This window comes from Nonomuraea sp. NPDC059007, assembly GCF_042740555.1.
Taxonomy (GTDB): domain Bacteria; phylum Actinomycetota; class Actinomycetes; order Streptosporangiales; family Streptosporangiaceae; genus Nonomuraea.
The window spans coordinates 317,625-331,601 of sequence record NZ_JBHYJD010000007.1 but is presented as its reverse complement, the minus strand read 5'-3'; the positions used below and the strand labels follow the sequence as shown (position 1 = coordinate 331,601).

The window sequence follows — 13,977 nt, the reverse complement described above, 5'->3', positions numbered from 1 at the left end:
TGGGCTTCGCCTTGGGCGGTGGAGGTGGCTGTCACCGTGTCGCAGTGTGCGCCGAGCGTTTGGGCGTCGACGGGAGGGGCTGCCCATGAGGTCACGGTGATGACCGCGGTGGCCACGATGGTTCCCGTTAGACGTCGCACGGCGGGCCTCCTCGGCTGATCGGACATATATGCATTTATCTGCCCGAATGGTGCCAAAGGTAGTCGCCTTGTGGCGATGTGTGGTTTTGGGGGGAAGTGTTTTGCGAGGGAGCCGGTCGTTACTCTTGGTGAGCTGACGATCGGGGCCAGGTGTCGCGGGCGGCCAGTTCGATGGTGGTGACGCAGGCGACGGCCTCGGCGGCGAGCAGGGCTATGAGGACCACCAGCTGGACCAGCCCGGCTGCCAGTGGGGTGGCGCCGCCCAGCAGCATGCCGACGAAGGCGCCGGGCAGGGTGACCAGGCCGACGGTGCGGGTCTGGTCCAGGGCCGGGACCAGGGACTGTGCGGCGGCGGGGCGGCAGATCTCCAGCCGGGCGCTTCTGGGGAGCAGGCCGATGGACAGGGCGGCTTCGACCTCGCCGTGGCGTTGGGCCAGTTCGTCCCGGGCGCGTTTGCCGGCCAGGGTGGTGGCGGTCATGCAGCCGCCCAGCAGGATTCCGGCGATCGGGATGACGACGAGGCCGTCGGTGGAGATCACCTGGCAGGCCATCAGGAGTGCCAGGACGGGCACGGTGCCGGCGGCGATCGGGACGCCGGCCCACCACCAGCCGCCCTGGCCGCCGGTGATGCGGCGGCCGGCGGTGAAGGCGGCCACGCCGTACATGAGCAGGACGAACGCGGCTGTCGCGGCCGGCAGCGTCAGCACCCAGGTGATCACGACGGAGACCGCGCCGAGCTGGACGGCGGCTCGCGCGCAGGCGGTCACCACGGCGGGACCGTGGCCCAGGCGCCCCAGCCAGGCGACCGTCGCGCCCGCGGCGACCAGCAGGGCGAGCGCGACGGGCAGCAGCGGGGTGATGTTGATCAGTGAGGAGCCCATGGACGACCCTTATCAGGTACGGGCGTCCGCGGGCCTGCCGGATCGCGCTCTGCCCTGTGTGAGTCGCGTAGTCGATCTTGTTGGAACGGTGCGTTGTGGCCGGCGCGGGGGTGTGCGGTCGTCGGGGCGGTGGCGTAGTACGCTGTGAACGATACGGACTTTTGTTCACAGGAGGCACTGCGCATGCCGCCGGCATTCAACCAGCGTGAGCGGGCACGGATCACCGAGCAGCTGCTGGAGGCGGCTACGCGGCTGTTCGCGGCCCAAGGACTGCGCAAGACGTCCCTGCAGGAGCTCACCGAGCCCGCCGGAATCGCCAAGACGTCCCTGTACGCCTTCTTCGACTCCAAAGAGGACCTCTACCTGGAGGCCATGCTCCGGCAGGGCGAGCAGGTCAGGCGGCGGGTGATCGACGAAGGGCTGAGCCGGGGCGAGGACACCCGGGACTCGCTGCGCCGATTTCTGCGGGCCACCGTGGCGGAGCTGGAGGTCAATCCGCTCTATCGGCGGCTCCTCGCGCATCCTGAGGAGGTCGCGCTGCTGGCCACCAAGCTCACGCCCGAGCGGATGGCGCAGGCGGAGAGCGGGCCGCTGGCGGATCTGCTGGAGTTCGTGGAGGGGCGGCTGGCGGGGGATCCCCGGGTGGTGGTGGGAGTGCTGCGGGCCGTGTTGCTGGTGCCGCTGCATGCCGACGAGTTGGGCGCTGAGCTGTATCCGGCGATCATGGACCGGCTGATCGACGCGGTCACTGACGGGCTCGTGCCGCGCTGACGGCCGCGAGGGCTTGTGGCGGGCTCGGCGATCGCCTGCTCGTGCCGGGCTCGGCGAGGGCTTGTGAGGGGCTACTGCTGTGGGGCTCTCGCGCCTGAGCGCCGTAAGAGCTCCCGCGCCCGACTGCCGTAAGAGCTCCTGCGTCCGACGGGCCGCGGGGGCTTCCGGGCTCGACGGCCGGGGGGTTTGTCCGGGGGTTGGCGGCCGTGGCATGTGGTGGGTTCGGGGGTTGGCTGGCCTGTGGTGGTTTGGGGTTGGGTGGGTGCTGGTGGGGCGGGTTGTGGGGTGAGGGTCGGGTAGGGTGGCGGGCTTCGTTCGGGTTTTGGTGGTTGTGGAACGTCCCCTTCGGCCTTGGTTGAGGAAGTCTCGTGTCCTTGCGTAGGAACAAGCAGTTCCGGCTGCTCTGGATCGGTGGTGCGATCTCGCAGCTCGGAACCGACATGACCAGGATCGCGATGCCCATGCTGGTGCTCGCGCTCACCGGTTCGCCGGGGCTGGCGGGCGTCGTGGCCGGGGCCAAGGCGGCGGCGATGATCGTGGCGCAGATGCCGGCCGGGGTGTGGGTCGATCGGTGGGATCGGCGGCGGACGTTGCTCGGGGCGCAGGCGGTGCAGGTGCTGGCGGCGGCTGTGCTGGCCGGGGCGGTGCTCGCAGGGGAGGCGCACGTTTGGGTGTTGGTGGTGCTGGCCGTGGTGGATGGGGTTTGTGTGGCCTTTGTGGGGCCTGCCTGGGATACGGCGATTCGTGGAGTTGTGGCGCCTGAGCAGCTTCGGAGTGCCTATGCGCAGGAGGAGTCGCGGCGGCATGCGGCGGCGCTGGCTGGGCCGCCGGTCGGTGGGTTTCTGTATGGGCTGGGGCAGGCTGTGCCCTTTGTGGTGGATGGCTTGAGCTACCTGGTGGCGTTGGTGGCTACTTTGTTCGCCAGGGTGCCGCGGCGGGCTCAGGGGAGTCCTGGGCCGGTCAAGAAGGGGATGCGCCGGGAGGCGGGGGAAGCCGTCGGGTGGGTGTGGCGGCGCCGGGGGCTGCGGGAGATCTTTCTCATCGCGATGATGCTCAACCTGCTCGGCGGCGCCTTTCTGATTCCGCTGGTGGTGCTGATCGGCGAGCGCGGGGGTGACGCGCTCAACACCGGGACCGTGTTCGCGGCCATGGGGATCGGCGGGCTGGCCGGTGCGCTGCTGTCGGGGTGGCTGGGGCGGCTGCTGGCGGCGGGGAAGCTGGCCATCGTGTTCACGACGGTGTTCGGTGGGGCGATCGTGGCTATGGCGCTGCCGTTCGGGCCGTGGTGGCCGATGGTGCCGCTGCTGCTGTTCTCGCTGACTACGCCGACGTTCAATGTCGTGGTGTCCGCGGTGGTTTCGCGGCTTGTGCCGGAGGACATGCTCGGGCGGGTGGGCGCGGCGCTCACGCTGGTCAGCCGGGGGCTCAACCCGCTGGCGCCGGTGCTGGGCGGGTCGCTGGCCGCGGCGTTCGGCGGGGCGTGGGCGCTGGTCGGGATCGGCGGGATCATGCTGGTCGTGGCGGGGGTGGCCGCGGCCAGCAAGGACGTCAGGACGTTCTCTGACGAACCCGATCAAATCACCGCCTGAACCACCCACCCCCACGCCTCCTGCGGGCTCCCACACCGCCCGCGCCGCCTGTGGTGCGTGAGCTGTTCAGGAACTGCCTGGGTCGTCCGAGCTGTGCGCCGCCTGTGGTGCCTTCGCCCCTGTCCGCCTGCCTGTGCTCCCCAGCCGTCTGAGCTAGGCGGTGGCCTCCACGTCGAGGTGCCAGGGGTGGGCCGGTTTGGGGCGGGGGCCCAGGGTGGTGGCGAAGCCGTACGTGTCGAGGAGTTTGGCTAGGTCGGCGGGGGTCGTGGGGTCCTCACCCGAACGCACCAGCGCGCGGGCGATCGCGCCCCGGGTGGCCTTGGCCATGTGGCTGACGACCTTGCCGTCGCGGAAGACCCGCACCGCGACGGAGCGCTCGCCCGGCTTCCACGCCCCCGCGTACGTGCCGGAGCGCATGTCGACCACCAGCCCGGGCAGCCCGTCGAGCTGCTTGGTGATCAAGGGACGCCAGAAGGCGGCGAGCCCGCCCAGTACGGGCAGGGTCACGCCCATGGACAGCCGGTACGGCGGGACCCGGTCGGTGATCCGCAGCACGCCCCACAACCCGGAGAAGATGAGCAGCGACTCCTCGGCCCTGCGGAGTTCGGCGGGGGAGAGGGTGGCCAGGCCGAGGTTGTCGTACAGGACGCCGGTGTAGAGCTCGGCGGCCGGAAGCGCCGGTGCGCTCTCCAGTGCGAGGTTCTTCTCCAGTTCGGCTGCCAGACCCGGCGTGAGGCCGAGGACGTCGATGGCGTCGCGGCGCTTGGACGCCCTGGCGACGGCGGTTCGCACGCGTTTGCGGGCCTTGTCCAGCGCGGGGAAGGAGAGCTCGCCCAGCGGGGCGCCGGAACCCTCCGGCGCCTTGCCTTCGGACGGCGGCAGCAGAATCAGCACGTCAGACAGCTTAGGGCCGGTAGCATCCACAGCGATGAAAGCGTCACTCTCCCCAGTTTGGCTGCCTTGGGATGCACTTGTCCTGGCAGTGCGGTCCTTCCTGCCCCTCGCCTTTTTCTACACGGTGGGCCGCGTGGTCCACGACCTGATCCTCGTCGGCGCCGTGTACGCCGGTGACGTCGAGGCCCCGCGCAAGTACCTGGGTTTCGCGGTCATGAGCCTGGCCGTGCTGGCCACCCTGGCCTCGTATGTGGCCATGCTGCAGGTGCTGCGCAGGAACGCGATCCTGACCGGCGCCGCCGAAGGGCAGGGCGGGCGGTTGTCGACGTTGATCGCGCAGACCATGCTGCCGTTCCTGGCCTTCTACGGGGCCTGGGGGCTGTTCACCGACGACGTGCAGCAGTACAGCATCCTGTCCCAGGAGCTCTTCGGGGTGCAGGAGATCGAGAACCTTACCTTCAACCCGCTGCTCACCACCTCGTTCATCGCCCTGGGCGCGTTCGCGGCCCGGGTCGCGGTCGGCAAGGCGTACGAGCGGTGGCCGAAGGGGCGCCTCGGGCTGCTGTCCATCGCGCTGGAGTCCATGTGGATGTTCTTCGCGGTGATCAGCGTCGAGCACTGGATCGGCGAGCGGATCGCGTGGCTGACCTCCAGGTCCGCCTGGGTGGCCGCCGCCGACGTCATCGGCGGCGTGCTGGGGCCGGTGGGCGAGGCCGTCGCCGTGGTCGTGCCGAATCTCAAGGACGCGCTGGTCCTGCCGCTGGTCTGGGTGACGATCGCCGCCGTCGTCTACGGCCGTGAGATGGGTCAGGGCGAGGCGCTGATCCAGGGCACCCGGGTCGAGTCGGGCGCCGGACGGGTGAAGGAGGCGGCGCCGGAGCCGGTGCGGAAGGTGGCCGAGTTCGTCTCGCGCGACCTGCGTGACAAGTACACGCCCATGCTGAACGGCCTGCGCATGGTGCTGCGCGCCGGGCCGGTCTTCTTCCTGGTGTTCTGCCTGTGCTACACGCTGCTGGGCGTGGGCCACGACTGGGCGTTCATCGGCGTGGTCAACCTGGTCGGGGCGCACGAGAGCAACTGGTGGACCGTGTGGCACGGGCCGATCAAGTTCGGGGTCACGGCGGTCTACGAGGTGCTGCGGATCAGCCTGCTGGCGGCGGCCCTGCAGATGGCGCTGCGGATGGCGTCAGCCGTACGAAATTCTCGTGGTGGTCGCGAAGACGCACCTCAACCCGCAGAGAGCTGACCGCGTCGGCCGGGACGGCGAAGCTCGCCTGGAACTTCGCCTCCACTCCGGGCTTGGCCAGGATCGGCTTGTAGGTCTTCTCGTCGATCCGGGTGCACAGCGTGGAGACCTTGGGGACGCCCTTCACCCGCGTGGTCGGCGTCCAGGTGCGCGCGCGGGCGTCGCGGACGGCCGTTTCGCAGCCCTTGGACATGGCCTTGCTGGCCGCCGCGTCGCGCGGGGTGACGCCGATGACCGCGGTGACGGCCGTGGTGCCGGGCGGGAGGTCGTCGCCCGAGGTCTGGCCGATGCCGATCAGCCGCCACGTCGATCCCTCGAACGCCGCGCCCGCCCCGGCCGCGGCGTCGATCGGCTCGCCGCCCGAGCGCAGGCCGTAGTCCTCCAGCTTGGGTACGACCTGCACGGCCACCAGCGCCGCGACGGCCGCGGCGAGGCCCAGGCCGTACCAGAGGTGCCTTATGCCCTTGTCGCGCTTGGCGCGCCGCCCGCTCACGCGTCGTCCTCCTCGATCGTCACCGTCGGTACGGCGGTGCCGGACAGTCCCAGCGGCACCTCGACCCCGGGGCCCAGCGCGGCGTTGAGCCGGTGGATGGTGGTGTATCTGGCCTTGGTGATCCGCAGGATCGCGCCCTTGACGGCATCCGGCGGCAGTTCGAAGGCGATCGTGCCGCGCTGCGGGATGCCCGCCTCCAGGTCGGCCGAGTCGAGGGTGGAGAAGCGGTCGGTGGCCGCGTAGCGGGTGCCGTTCAACGCCTGGAGCTCCACGGTGCCCAGCTGGACCCGCTCCTGGGTGGCGGTGGCGGTCAGGTGGACCACGACCCACACGCCCTTGGTGACGCGTTTCTCCTTCTTGTCCAGGAAACCCGTCAGCACCAGCTCGCGGCCGGCCTCCGCGCGCTCCACGCGAACGGTGTACGGGGTGGTGCGGACGTCCTGGCCGACGGCGCCGGTCGAGGAGAGGGGCTGGTAGACGCGGTCGGCGTCGGGCCGTAGCCGCTGGGCGGCGCCGACGGCCACGAGCAGCAGCACCGAGGCGACCAGCGCGATCAGCTTGTTCATGCCCGCTCCAGCGGGGTGTCGAGTATCCAGCGCGGATCGTCCTGCCGGTACCAGAGCGAGGTGCCCGAGTAGTAGCCCAGCAGCGACCAGCTCGGCTGGTAGTCCTCGTCGTGGACGGCGACGCTCAGCCGCGTGGGGTCCGGAGCCTCGGCGGCGACCTCCCACGACAGGCGGACGGTCTCGGCCATGCCGGGATTGAGCAGGCTGCCCCGGTTGTCGCCCGGACGCAGGATCAGCTGGTCCTTGATGGACATGACCTGGTCGAGCGGCTTGCCGTCGAGCTTGATGGCGAGGCGGGCGGCCATGTCGGACAGGGACGCGGGGAACCGGCTGACGTTGGTCACGTCCAGGTCGAGCACCACGTACCGGCCCTTGTCGGGCTCGCCGAAGGGCGACGGGTTGGGGTCGCTGGTGGTGTACGCGGCCTTCTTCGGCACGAGCTGGAAGCGGTTGCCGGTCAGCTTCTGCCCCAGCGCGGTCTTGGGCGGCTCGTTCTTTCCCGCGTCCGCCAGCCCGCCGAGCGGCCACGCGATGGCCAGCGGGAGGAGGATCACGGCGGCGAGGCCCGCGAACCACATCCAGGCCCGGCCGCGCGGCGACGTTTCGTGGGATGGGGAGGACACCTGGGGAATCGTAATAGATATCGTGCCGTTCATGGCTTTTGTCATGGATTTTCGCAGGTTGGTGCACGAGGCGTGGCCGGCGTTCGAACAGCACGAGCGCGACGGGTGGGTCCTGCGATACGCCGGTGGCGTCACCGATCGGGCGAACTCGGTATATGCCCGGAATGTACCTGAGGACATGGACGCGGCACTGGAATACGCGGAAAGGTTCTACGCCGAGCGGGGCCTGAAGCCCGTCTTCACGGTCGGCGATCCCGGCCTCGACCGGGTCCTGGAACGGCGCGGCTACCGGCGTACGCGGCCCGTCCTGGCCATGGTCGCCCGCCTCGCCTCCCCGCCCGAGACGCCCGAGGAGCCCGAGCTGCCCGAGGCCCCCGCGCACGCCGTGCGGATCGAGGACGAGCCCTGGGACGCCTGGATGGACGCCTGGTGGTCCGTGGACGGCCGCTACGCCGACCGGATCGGCGACGCGCGGCGCATCGTGACCGGGGTGCCCGCCTGGTACGCCGCCGTCGAGCGGGACGGCGTGCCCCTGGCCGTGGGCCGCGGCGTGCCGCAGGGGGACACGCTCGGGATCTACTGCATGGCGACCCTGCCCGCCGCCCGCCGCCGGGGGCTGGGCCGCAGCGTGATCAGGGCGCTGGTACGGCGCGCCGTGTCGGCCGGGATCTCGTCGGCCTACCTGGTGGTCACCGAGGCGAACGAGAACGCCAGGGAGCTCTACCGCGGCGAGGGCTTCGAGGTGGCCGGGGAGGGCTACCACTACCGGGTGGGCGAAGGTCTGGGGGCGCCGGGCCGTACACAGGGGTCCTGAAACAGCACGACGCGGCGCCCCTCGCCTGAAGGGGCGGCCGCGTCGTGCGTCACGCTATATGTGGTTATCTCGGAGCGAGTGCTGGGTCAGCGCTCACTGTCGGGGGCAATTGAAGGGGTTTCGCTGAGTCGGGCCGATTCGTCCAGGATGTCGGCGCCCTTCTCGCGCAGTGCCGCCACGTGCTGTCGCCCATGGTGGGCGCAGAACAGCAGCTCCCCACCAACCGGCAGGGTCGCACGAATGTAGGCCTGGGCACCGCAACGGTCACAACGGTCGAGGGCCGTCAGCGGCTTAACGGGGGCGAGAGCTCCAGTCACGTATCGCCTTTCTGGTCACCCCCGCCGAAGCGAGGATCTGGCGCAGTCACTTGAGACAACATCTAACCGGACCTGGACGTTCCCAACCGGCGCGTCGCTACGCCGAGAGCGGAATGTGTCCGAAAGTAATGATGATCAGCCGGTTGGTAACGGCAAACGTGCCGGGATGGCAAGCTTGTACGCGCGTCAGCGGGAAGAACGGTAAGCTACGCACACGTGTTCGATGGCTAGACCAGAGGAGCGGGAGTGACGGTAGTGGAGGCGGGTTACACAGCTCGTCACCTGTCGGTGCTTGAGGGCCTCGAGGCCGTCCGCAAGCGCCCTGGCATGTACATCGGGTCCACCGACAGCCGCGGTCTCATGCACTGCCTCTGGGAGATCGTGGACAACGGCGTCGACGAGGCGCTGGGCGGTCACTGCACCCGTATCGAGGTCGAGCTGTTCGAGGACGGCTCCATCGAGGTGCGTGACGACGGCCGCGGCATCCCGGTGGACATCGAGCCCAAGAGCGGGCTTCCCGGCGTGGAGCTCGTCTACACCAAGCTCCACGCGGGCGGAAAGTTCGGCGGCGGCTCCTACGCGGCCTCCGGCGGACTCCACGGCGTGGGCGCCTCGGTGGTCAACGCGCTGTCCTCGCGTCTTGACGTCGAGGTCGACCGCGACGGGCAGATCCACCTGATCAGCTTCAGGCGCGGCGTGCCCGGCGTCTTCGACGGCGACGGCCCCACGGCCAAGTTCAAGAAGAAGTCCGGCCTGCGCGACGGCGGCAAGCTGCGCAAGAAGGTCACCGGCACCCGGGTGCGCTTCTGGGCCGACACCCAGATCTTCCTGGCCGAGGCCGAGGTCTCCATCGACGAGATCCACGTACGGCTGCGCCAGACCGCCTTCCTCGTGCCCGGCCTGACGCTGGCCCTGATCCACGACGGCCAGACCGAGGAGTTCCGCTTCGACGGCGGCATCTCCGAGTTCACCGAGTTCCTGGCGCGCGACGAGGCCGTCTGCGAGGTGCAGCGGCTGCAGGGGCTCGGCCACTTCCACGAGACCGTCCCGGTCCTCGACGACCAGGGCCACATGACCCCCACCGAGGTCCAGCGCGAGCTGACCGTCGACGTGGCGGTGCGCTGGGGCAAGGGTTACGACTCGACCATCCGCTCGTTCGTCAACGTGATCGCCACCCCCAAGGGCGGCACGCACGTCACCGGCTTCGAGCGCGCGCTGGTCAAGACGCTCAACGAGCAACTGCGCGAGACCCGGCTGCTCAAGAACGGCGACGACCCGGTCACCAAGGAGGACATCCTCGAAGGCCTGACCGCCGTCGTGACCGTCCGGGTGCCCGAGCCGCAGTTCGAGGGCCAGACCAAGGAGGTCCTCGGCACCTCGGCGGCCACCCGCATCGTCTCCCACGTGGTCTCGCGCGAGCTCAAGGCGGTCTTCACCAACCCGCCGCGCGGCATGAAGCAGCCGTTGCGCGCGATGCTGGAGAAGATCGTGGCCGCCGCGAAGGCCCGCATCGCCGCCCGCGAGCACCGCGACAACCAGCGCCGCAAGAGCGCACTGGAAAACTCAGCGCTGCCCGCCAAGCTGGTCGACTGCCGCAGCGACGACGTCGACCGCAGCGAGCTGTTCATCGTCGAGGGTGACTCCGCCCTCGGCACCGCGAAGCTGGCCCGCGACTCGGAGTTCCAGGCGCTGCTGCCGATCCGCGGCAAGATCCTCAACGTGCAGAAGGCGTCCGTCGCCGACACGCTGAAGAACGCCGAGTGCGCCGCGATCATCCAGGTGGTGGGCGCCGGGTCCGGCCGCTCGTTCGACCTGGAGGCCGCACGCTACGGCCGTATCATCCTGATGGCCGACGCCGACGTCGACGGCGCCCACATCAGGACCCTCCTGCTGACCCTGTTCCACCGCTACATGTGGCCCATGGTCGAGGCCGGGCGCGTATTCGCCGCCGTGCCGCCGCTGCACCGCATCGAGCTCACCAACCCGGGCCGGGGCCAGGACAAGTACATCTACTGCTACACCGACACCGAGCTGCACAAGGTCCTGCGCGATCTCGAACGGCGCGGCAAGCGGTGGAAGGACCCGGTCCAGCGCTACAAGGGCCTGGGCGAGATGGACGCCGACCAACTGGCCGAGACCACGATGGACCCGCGCCACCGGATCCTGCGCCGGGTGCGCATCGAGGACGCCGAGGCGGCCGAGGGCATCTTCAACCTGCTGATGGGCAGTGACGTGGCGCCACGGCGCGAGTTCATCGTCAGCAGCGCGGCCGAGGTCGACCGCGACCACATCGACGCCTAGCCACCACGGGAAAGCCGCCGCACAGCACGTGCGGCGGCTTCGGCATGCGCCCTCCAGGCCGAGCGCTGCTTCCAGGGCGGGCGGCTGTCCCAGGGCGGGGTGGTGGTCCCAGAACGGGCGGTGGGTCCTGGGCGGGGCGGCTGTCCGGTGGGGGCTGCCCTCCGGACGGCAGCCCCCCGGTCAGAACTGGGCGCGGAGGCGGGTTTCGGCTTCCTGGGTGGTGCCGAGGGCGTCCAGGCCGTTCAGTGCCGCGCCCACGATGGGCGGGGTGTCGGTCACGAGGGGCTTGGCGGCCGGGGTGTGCTTGACGAAGCGGGCGTCCAGCAGCTCCATCAGCAGCGGGTGCCTGGCCCGCAGCACGCCGCCGCCCAGCACCACCTCGGTAGGCGTCTCCAGCAGGTCCAGGCGGGTCAGGCAGACCCTGGCCATGCCGACGATCTCGTCGGCCATGCGGGTGACCAGGCCGGTCGCGATCTCGTCACCGGCGGCGGCCACCTCCAGCAGGCCGGCGGTCAGTTCCAGCAGGCGCAGCGGGTCGAGGCGGCCGAAGTACACGTCGAGCGCCACCTGCTCGACCGTGGGTGCGTCGAAGTGGGTGGTGACCAGGCCGGCCAGGGCGGTGGGGCCGCCGCGGCCGTCCTCGGCGCGCGCGGCGTGCCACATGACCTCGTTGGTGAGCCCGACGCCGCCGCCCCAGTCGCCGACGAGCGGCCCGATCGCGGGGAAGCGGGCCACCTGCCCGGTGGGGGAGACGCCGACGGCGTTGATGCCGGCCCCGCAGACCACGGCCACGCCGGACGGGCCTGAGGCCCCGGCGCGCAGCAGGGCGAAGGTGTCGTTGCCGACCACGATGTCGCGGGCGAAGCCCCTGGCGCCGAACTCGGCGGCCAGGGCCTCCTCTTCCTCGGGCAGGTCGGCGCCGGCCAGGTAGGCGGCCATCCGGTCGGCGTACGGCGGGGCCGCGCCGGGTCCGAGCGCCTGCCGTACCGCCTCTTCGAGGACGTCGGCGGCGGCGGGGACGCCGGCGCTCTGCGGGACGAACGGCCCGCCCCGCCCGCGCGCCAGCACGGTGCCGTCGGAGGAGAGCACGAGCACGTCGGTCTTGCTGTTGCCCCCGTCGACGGCGAGCAGCGTGCTCACGGCTTCACCCACGGCAGGTGCGCGGCGTTGGCCTCAAGCAGCAGGTCGGTGAGCTCGCCCGCGACGGCTTCCTGGCCGATCAGCGGGTGGGCGAGCAGCGCGTTGCGCACGCGGTCGGCGCCGCCGTGGATCGCGGCGTCGAGGGCGAGGCTCTCGTAGGCGGAGACGTTGGCGATCAGGCCGGCGTAGAGGGGGTCGAGCGGGTCGATGGGCAGCGGGACGGCGCCGGTCGCGGTGATCGTGGCGGGCACCTCGATGACCGCCTCGTCCGGCAGGAACGGCAGCGTGCCCGCGTTGCGCGTGTTGACCACCTGGACGTCGCCGCGGTCGCCGAGCAGGGAGGCGATGAGCGCGACGGCGGCCTCGGAGTAGAAGGCGCCACCCCGCTTGCCCAGGAGTTCGGGCTTGGTGTCGACGGCCGGGTCGGCGTACATCTCCAGGAGCCGCGTCTCCATCGCGGCGACCTCGTCGGCGCGCGAGGGCTTGGTGCGCTGCTCGGCGACGACGATGTCGTGGGCGTAGAAGTAGCGCAGGTAGTAGGAGGGCACGACGCCCAGGCGGGCGAACAGCTCCGGCGGCAGCCCGATGTTGTCGGCGATCTCCTGGCCGTGCTCGGCCAGCAGGCGGGGCAGGACGTCCTCGCCGTCGAGGTAGACGGCGCGCTCCCACGTGAGGTGGTTCAGGCCGACGTGTCCGAGGCTGACCCGGCCCGGCTCGACGCCGAGGTAGCGGGCGAAGGTGCGCTGGAAGCCGATGGCGACGTTGCACAGGCCGATCGCGCGGTGCCCGGCGTCGAGCAGGGCGCGGGTGACGATGCCGACCGGGTTGGTGAAGTCGACGATCCAGGCGTCCGGGGCGTGCTCGCGCACCCGCTCGGCCAGGTCGAGCACGACCGGGACGGTACGCAGCGCCTTGGCGAGGCCGCCGGCGCCGGTCGTCTCCTGGCCCACGCAGCCGCACCGCAGCGGCAGCGTCTCGTCCACGTTGCGGGCGGCCTGGCCGCCGACCCGCAGCTGGAAGAGGACGGCCTGCGCCCCGGCCACGCCCTCCTCGACCGAGGACGTGGCGACGACCTTCGCCGGATGCCCCGCTCGCGCGAGCATGCGGCGGGAGACGCCCGCGACCAGTTCGAGGCGTTCGGCGTGCGGATCGATCAGCGCGATCTCGGTGATCGGCAGATCATCGCGCAGGCGGGCGAACCCGTCGATCAGTTCCGGCGTGTACGTCGAGCCGCCCCCGACAACGGCGAGTTTCACCCTGACTCCCAGCTTATTAGGAAAGTTTCCTAACTCATTCTAGGGTCAAGGGCGCCCTTGGGGGAAGGGGGCTCCTAGGCGCCGTCCTGGTGTTCGGGGAAGGCGTTGACGGTGACCCTGTGCATCCGGCGGCGCTCGGTGTAGTCGGCCACCGCGTAGTGCTGGGTGGGCCGGTTGTCCCAGAACGCCATCGTGCCCGGCCGCCACCGCAGGCGTACCTGGTATTCGGGGGAGCGGATGTGGTCGATGAGCAGTGGTAGCAGCGCCTCGTTCTCCCGGTCGGTCAGCCCGGCCAGGCGGGTGGTCGAGGCCCGGTTGACGAACAGCGCCTTGCGTCCCGTCTCGGCGTGGGTGCGGACGACCGGCCGCTCGATCGGCGGCCACTTGGCCTGGATCTCCTCAAGATCGAAGGGGTGTCCCTTGGAGATGGCCTTCTTCATCGACATCGTGATGTCGTGCACGGCCGTCAGCTCGTCGCACAGCCGCTGCAGGGACGGCGACAGCGTCTCGTACGCCAGGTAGGTGTTGGCCCAGCAGGTGTCGCCGCCGACGCTCGGCAACTGGACGCAGCGCAGCAGCGAGCCCATGGGCGGCGTGGGCTCGAAGGTGTTGTCGCTGTGCCACTCGTCGCCGCCCTCGCCCTTGGGGTCGGTCTGGTCCAGCACGTGGATCGGGCTGCTGGAGTCCTTCTTGAACGCCGGATGGTTGAGCGTGCCGAAGTTCAGCGCGAACTGCAGGTGCTGGTCGTCGTCGATGTGCTGGTCGCGGAAGAACAGCACGAGGTGGCGCAGCCAGCCTTCGCGGAGTGTGGCCACCTCTTCCGGCGCCAGCGGCTTGCGCAGGTCGACCCCGGTCACCTCGGCGCCGATGTGCTTGGTCACAGGGTGAAACTCAATCATGGCCTGAACGTACGTCCCAAGCAACTGCTTGGTCAAGATACTCGTCT

At 70.5% G+C, this 13,977-nt stretch carries 14 protein-coding genes; 5 read left to right on the top strand and 9 right to left on the bottom strand.

Annotated elements, in window-relative coordinates:
* Window positions 1–259: 259 nt before the first annotated feature.
* A complete protein-coding gene (locus tag ACFWY5_RS14570; RefSeq protein WP_379609493.1) occupies window positions 260–1,021 on the bottom strand; it encodes an ABC transporter permease in 762 nt (253 codons plus the stop codon).
* Between the two features lie 183 nt (window positions 1,022–1,204).
* Here ACFWY5_RS14570 and ACFWY5_RS14565 point away from each other — a divergent pair, with 183 nt between their 5' ends.
* Window positions 1,205–1,792, top strand: a complete 588-nt coding sequence (locus tag ACFWY5_RS14565) for a TetR/AcrR family transcriptional regulator (protein WP_379632191.1) — start codon at window positions 1,205–1,207, stop codon at window positions 1,790–1,792.
* A gap of 368 nt (window positions 1,793–2,160) precedes the next feature.
* Window positions 2,161–3,381, top strand: coding sequence for an MFS transporter (locus ACFWY5_RS14560; protein ID WP_379632189.1), 1,221 nt, complete (start codon window positions 2,161–2,163; stop codon window positions 3,379–3,381).
* A gap of 153 nt (window positions 3,382–3,534) precedes the next feature.
* On the opposite strand, the gene ACFWY5_RS14555 is transcribed toward ACFWY5_RS14560, so the two are convergent.
* On the bottom strand, window positions 3,535–4,275 hold the full coding sequence (locus ACFWY5_RS14555) for a YaaA family protein (protein ID WP_379609496.1): 741 nt from the start codon (window positions 4,273–4,275) through the stop codon (window positions 3,535–3,537).
* Between the two features lie 133 nt (window positions 4,276–4,408).
* Here ACFWY5_RS14555 and ACFWY5_RS14550 point away from each other — a divergent pair, with 133 nt between their 5' ends.
* Window positions 4,409–5,521, top strand: a complete 1,113-nt coding sequence (locus ACFWY5_RS14550) for a hypothetical protein (RefSeq protein WP_379632187.1) — start codon at window positions 4,409–4,411, stop codon at window positions 5,519–5,521.
* Here the strand turns inward: ACFWY5_RS14550 and ACFWY5_RS14545 are convergent.
* Genes ACFWY5_RS14545 through ACFWY5_RS14535 form a run of 3 tightly spaced genes read right to left on the bottom strand, consistent with a single transcriptional unit; the run spans window position 5,418 to window position 7,203 of the window.
* Window positions 5,418–6,014 carry a hypothetical protein gene (locus tag ACFWY5_RS14545; RefSeq protein ID WP_379632185.1) on the bottom strand — a complete coding sequence of 199 codons (597 nt, stop codon included), beginning with the start codon at window positions 6,012–6,014 and terminating at the stop codon, window positions 5,418–5,420. The two genes, ACFWY5_RS14550 and ACFWY5_RS14545, sit on opposite strands and share 104 nt — an antisense overlap.
* A complete protein-coding gene (locus ACFWY5_RS14540; RefSeq protein ID WP_379632184.1) occupies window positions 6,011–6,580 on the bottom strand; it encodes a hypothetical protein in 570 nt (189 codons plus the stop codon). The genes ACFWY5_RS14545 and ACFWY5_RS14540 overlap by 4 nt, the downstream gene beginning before the upstream one ends.
* On the bottom strand, window positions 6,577–7,203 hold the full coding sequence (locus tag ACFWY5_RS14535) for a hypothetical protein (RefSeq protein WP_379609500.1): 627 nt from the start codon (window positions 7,201–7,203) through the stop codon (window positions 6,577–6,579). Before ACFWY5_RS14535 ends, ACFWY5_RS14540 begins: the two co-directional genes overlap by 4 nt.
* 31 nt (window positions 7,204–7,234) lie before the next feature.
* On the opposite strand from ACFWY5_RS14535, the gene ACFWY5_RS14530 reads away from it, so the two are divergent.
* A complete protein-coding gene (locus ACFWY5_RS14530) occupies window positions 7,235–8,017 on the top strand; it encodes a GNAT family N-acetyltransferase (RefSeq protein ID WP_379632182.1) in 783 nt (260 codons plus the stop codon).
* 86 nt (window positions 8,018–8,103) lie between these two features.
* Here ACFWY5_RS14530 and ACFWY5_RS14525 read toward each other — a convergent pair whose 3' ends face one another.
* Window positions 8,104–8,334: a hypothetical protein gene (locus ACFWY5_RS14525; RefSeq protein ID WP_379609502.1), complete on the bottom strand. Its 231-nt coding sequence runs from the start codon at window positions 8,332–8,334 to the stop codon at window positions 8,104–8,106.
* 246 nt (window positions 8,335–8,580) lie between these two features.
* Between ACFWY5_RS14525 and ACFWY5_RS14520 the strand changes: the two genes are divergently transcribed.
* Window positions 8,581–10,635 (top strand): type IIA DNA topoisomerase subunit B, encoded by a 2,055-nt coding sequence (locus ACFWY5_RS14520; protein ID WP_379609503.1) that lies wholly within the window; start codon window positions 8,581–8,583, stop codon window positions 10,633–10,635.
* 180 nt (window positions 10,636–10,815) lie between these two features.
* Here the strand turns inward: ACFWY5_RS14520 and ACFWY5_RS14515 are convergent, their stop codons facing one another.
* From ACFWY5_RS14515 to ACFWY5_RS14505, 3 genes are all read right to left on the bottom strand, one after another.
* The gene (locus ACFWY5_RS14515; RefSeq protein WP_379632180.1) at window positions 10,816–11,775 is read right to left on the bottom strand and encodes an N-acetylglucosamine kinase; all 960 of its coding nucleotides are present in this window, start codon (window positions 11,773–11,775) and stop codon (window positions 10,816–10,818) included.
* On the bottom strand, window positions 11,772–13,031 hold the full coding sequence (locus ACFWY5_RS14510; protein ID WP_379609505.1) for a 6-phospho-beta-glucosidase: 1,260 nt from the start codon (window positions 13,029–13,031) through the stop codon (window positions 11,772–11,774). The genes ACFWY5_RS14515 and ACFWY5_RS14510 overlap by 4 nt, the downstream gene beginning before the upstream one ends.
* A 74-nt stretch (window positions 13,032–13,105) precedes the next feature.
* Entirely contained in the window at window positions 13,106–13,930 is an 825-nt protein-coding gene (locus ACFWY5_RS14505; protein WP_184974407.1) for a TauD/TfdA family dioxygenase, read from the bottom strand.
* Between the last annotated feature and the right edge of the window lie 47 nt (window positions 13,931–13,977).

Coding starts and splice junctions, on each gene's coding strand:
- ACFWY5_RS14505 (WP_184974407.1), bottom strand. CDS start 13,930: ATGATTGAGTTTCACCCTGTGACCAAGCACATCGGCGCCGAGGTGACC.
- ACFWY5_RS14565 (WP_379632191.1), top strand. CDS start 1,205: ATGCCGCCGGCATTCAACCAGCGTGAGCGGGCACGGATCACCGAGCAG.
- ACFWY5_RS14530 (WP_379632182.1), top strand. CDS start 7,235: ATGGCTTTTGTCATGGATTTTCGCAGGTTGGTGCACGAGGCGTGGCCG.
- ACFWY5_RS14540 (WP_379632184.1), bottom strand. CDS start 6,580: ATGAACAAGCTGATCGCGCTGGTCGCCTCGGTGCTGCTGCTCGTGGCC.
- ACFWY5_RS14570 (WP_379609493.1), bottom strand. CDS start 1,021: ATGGGCTCCTCACTGATCAACATCACCCCGCTGCTGCCCGTCGCGCTC.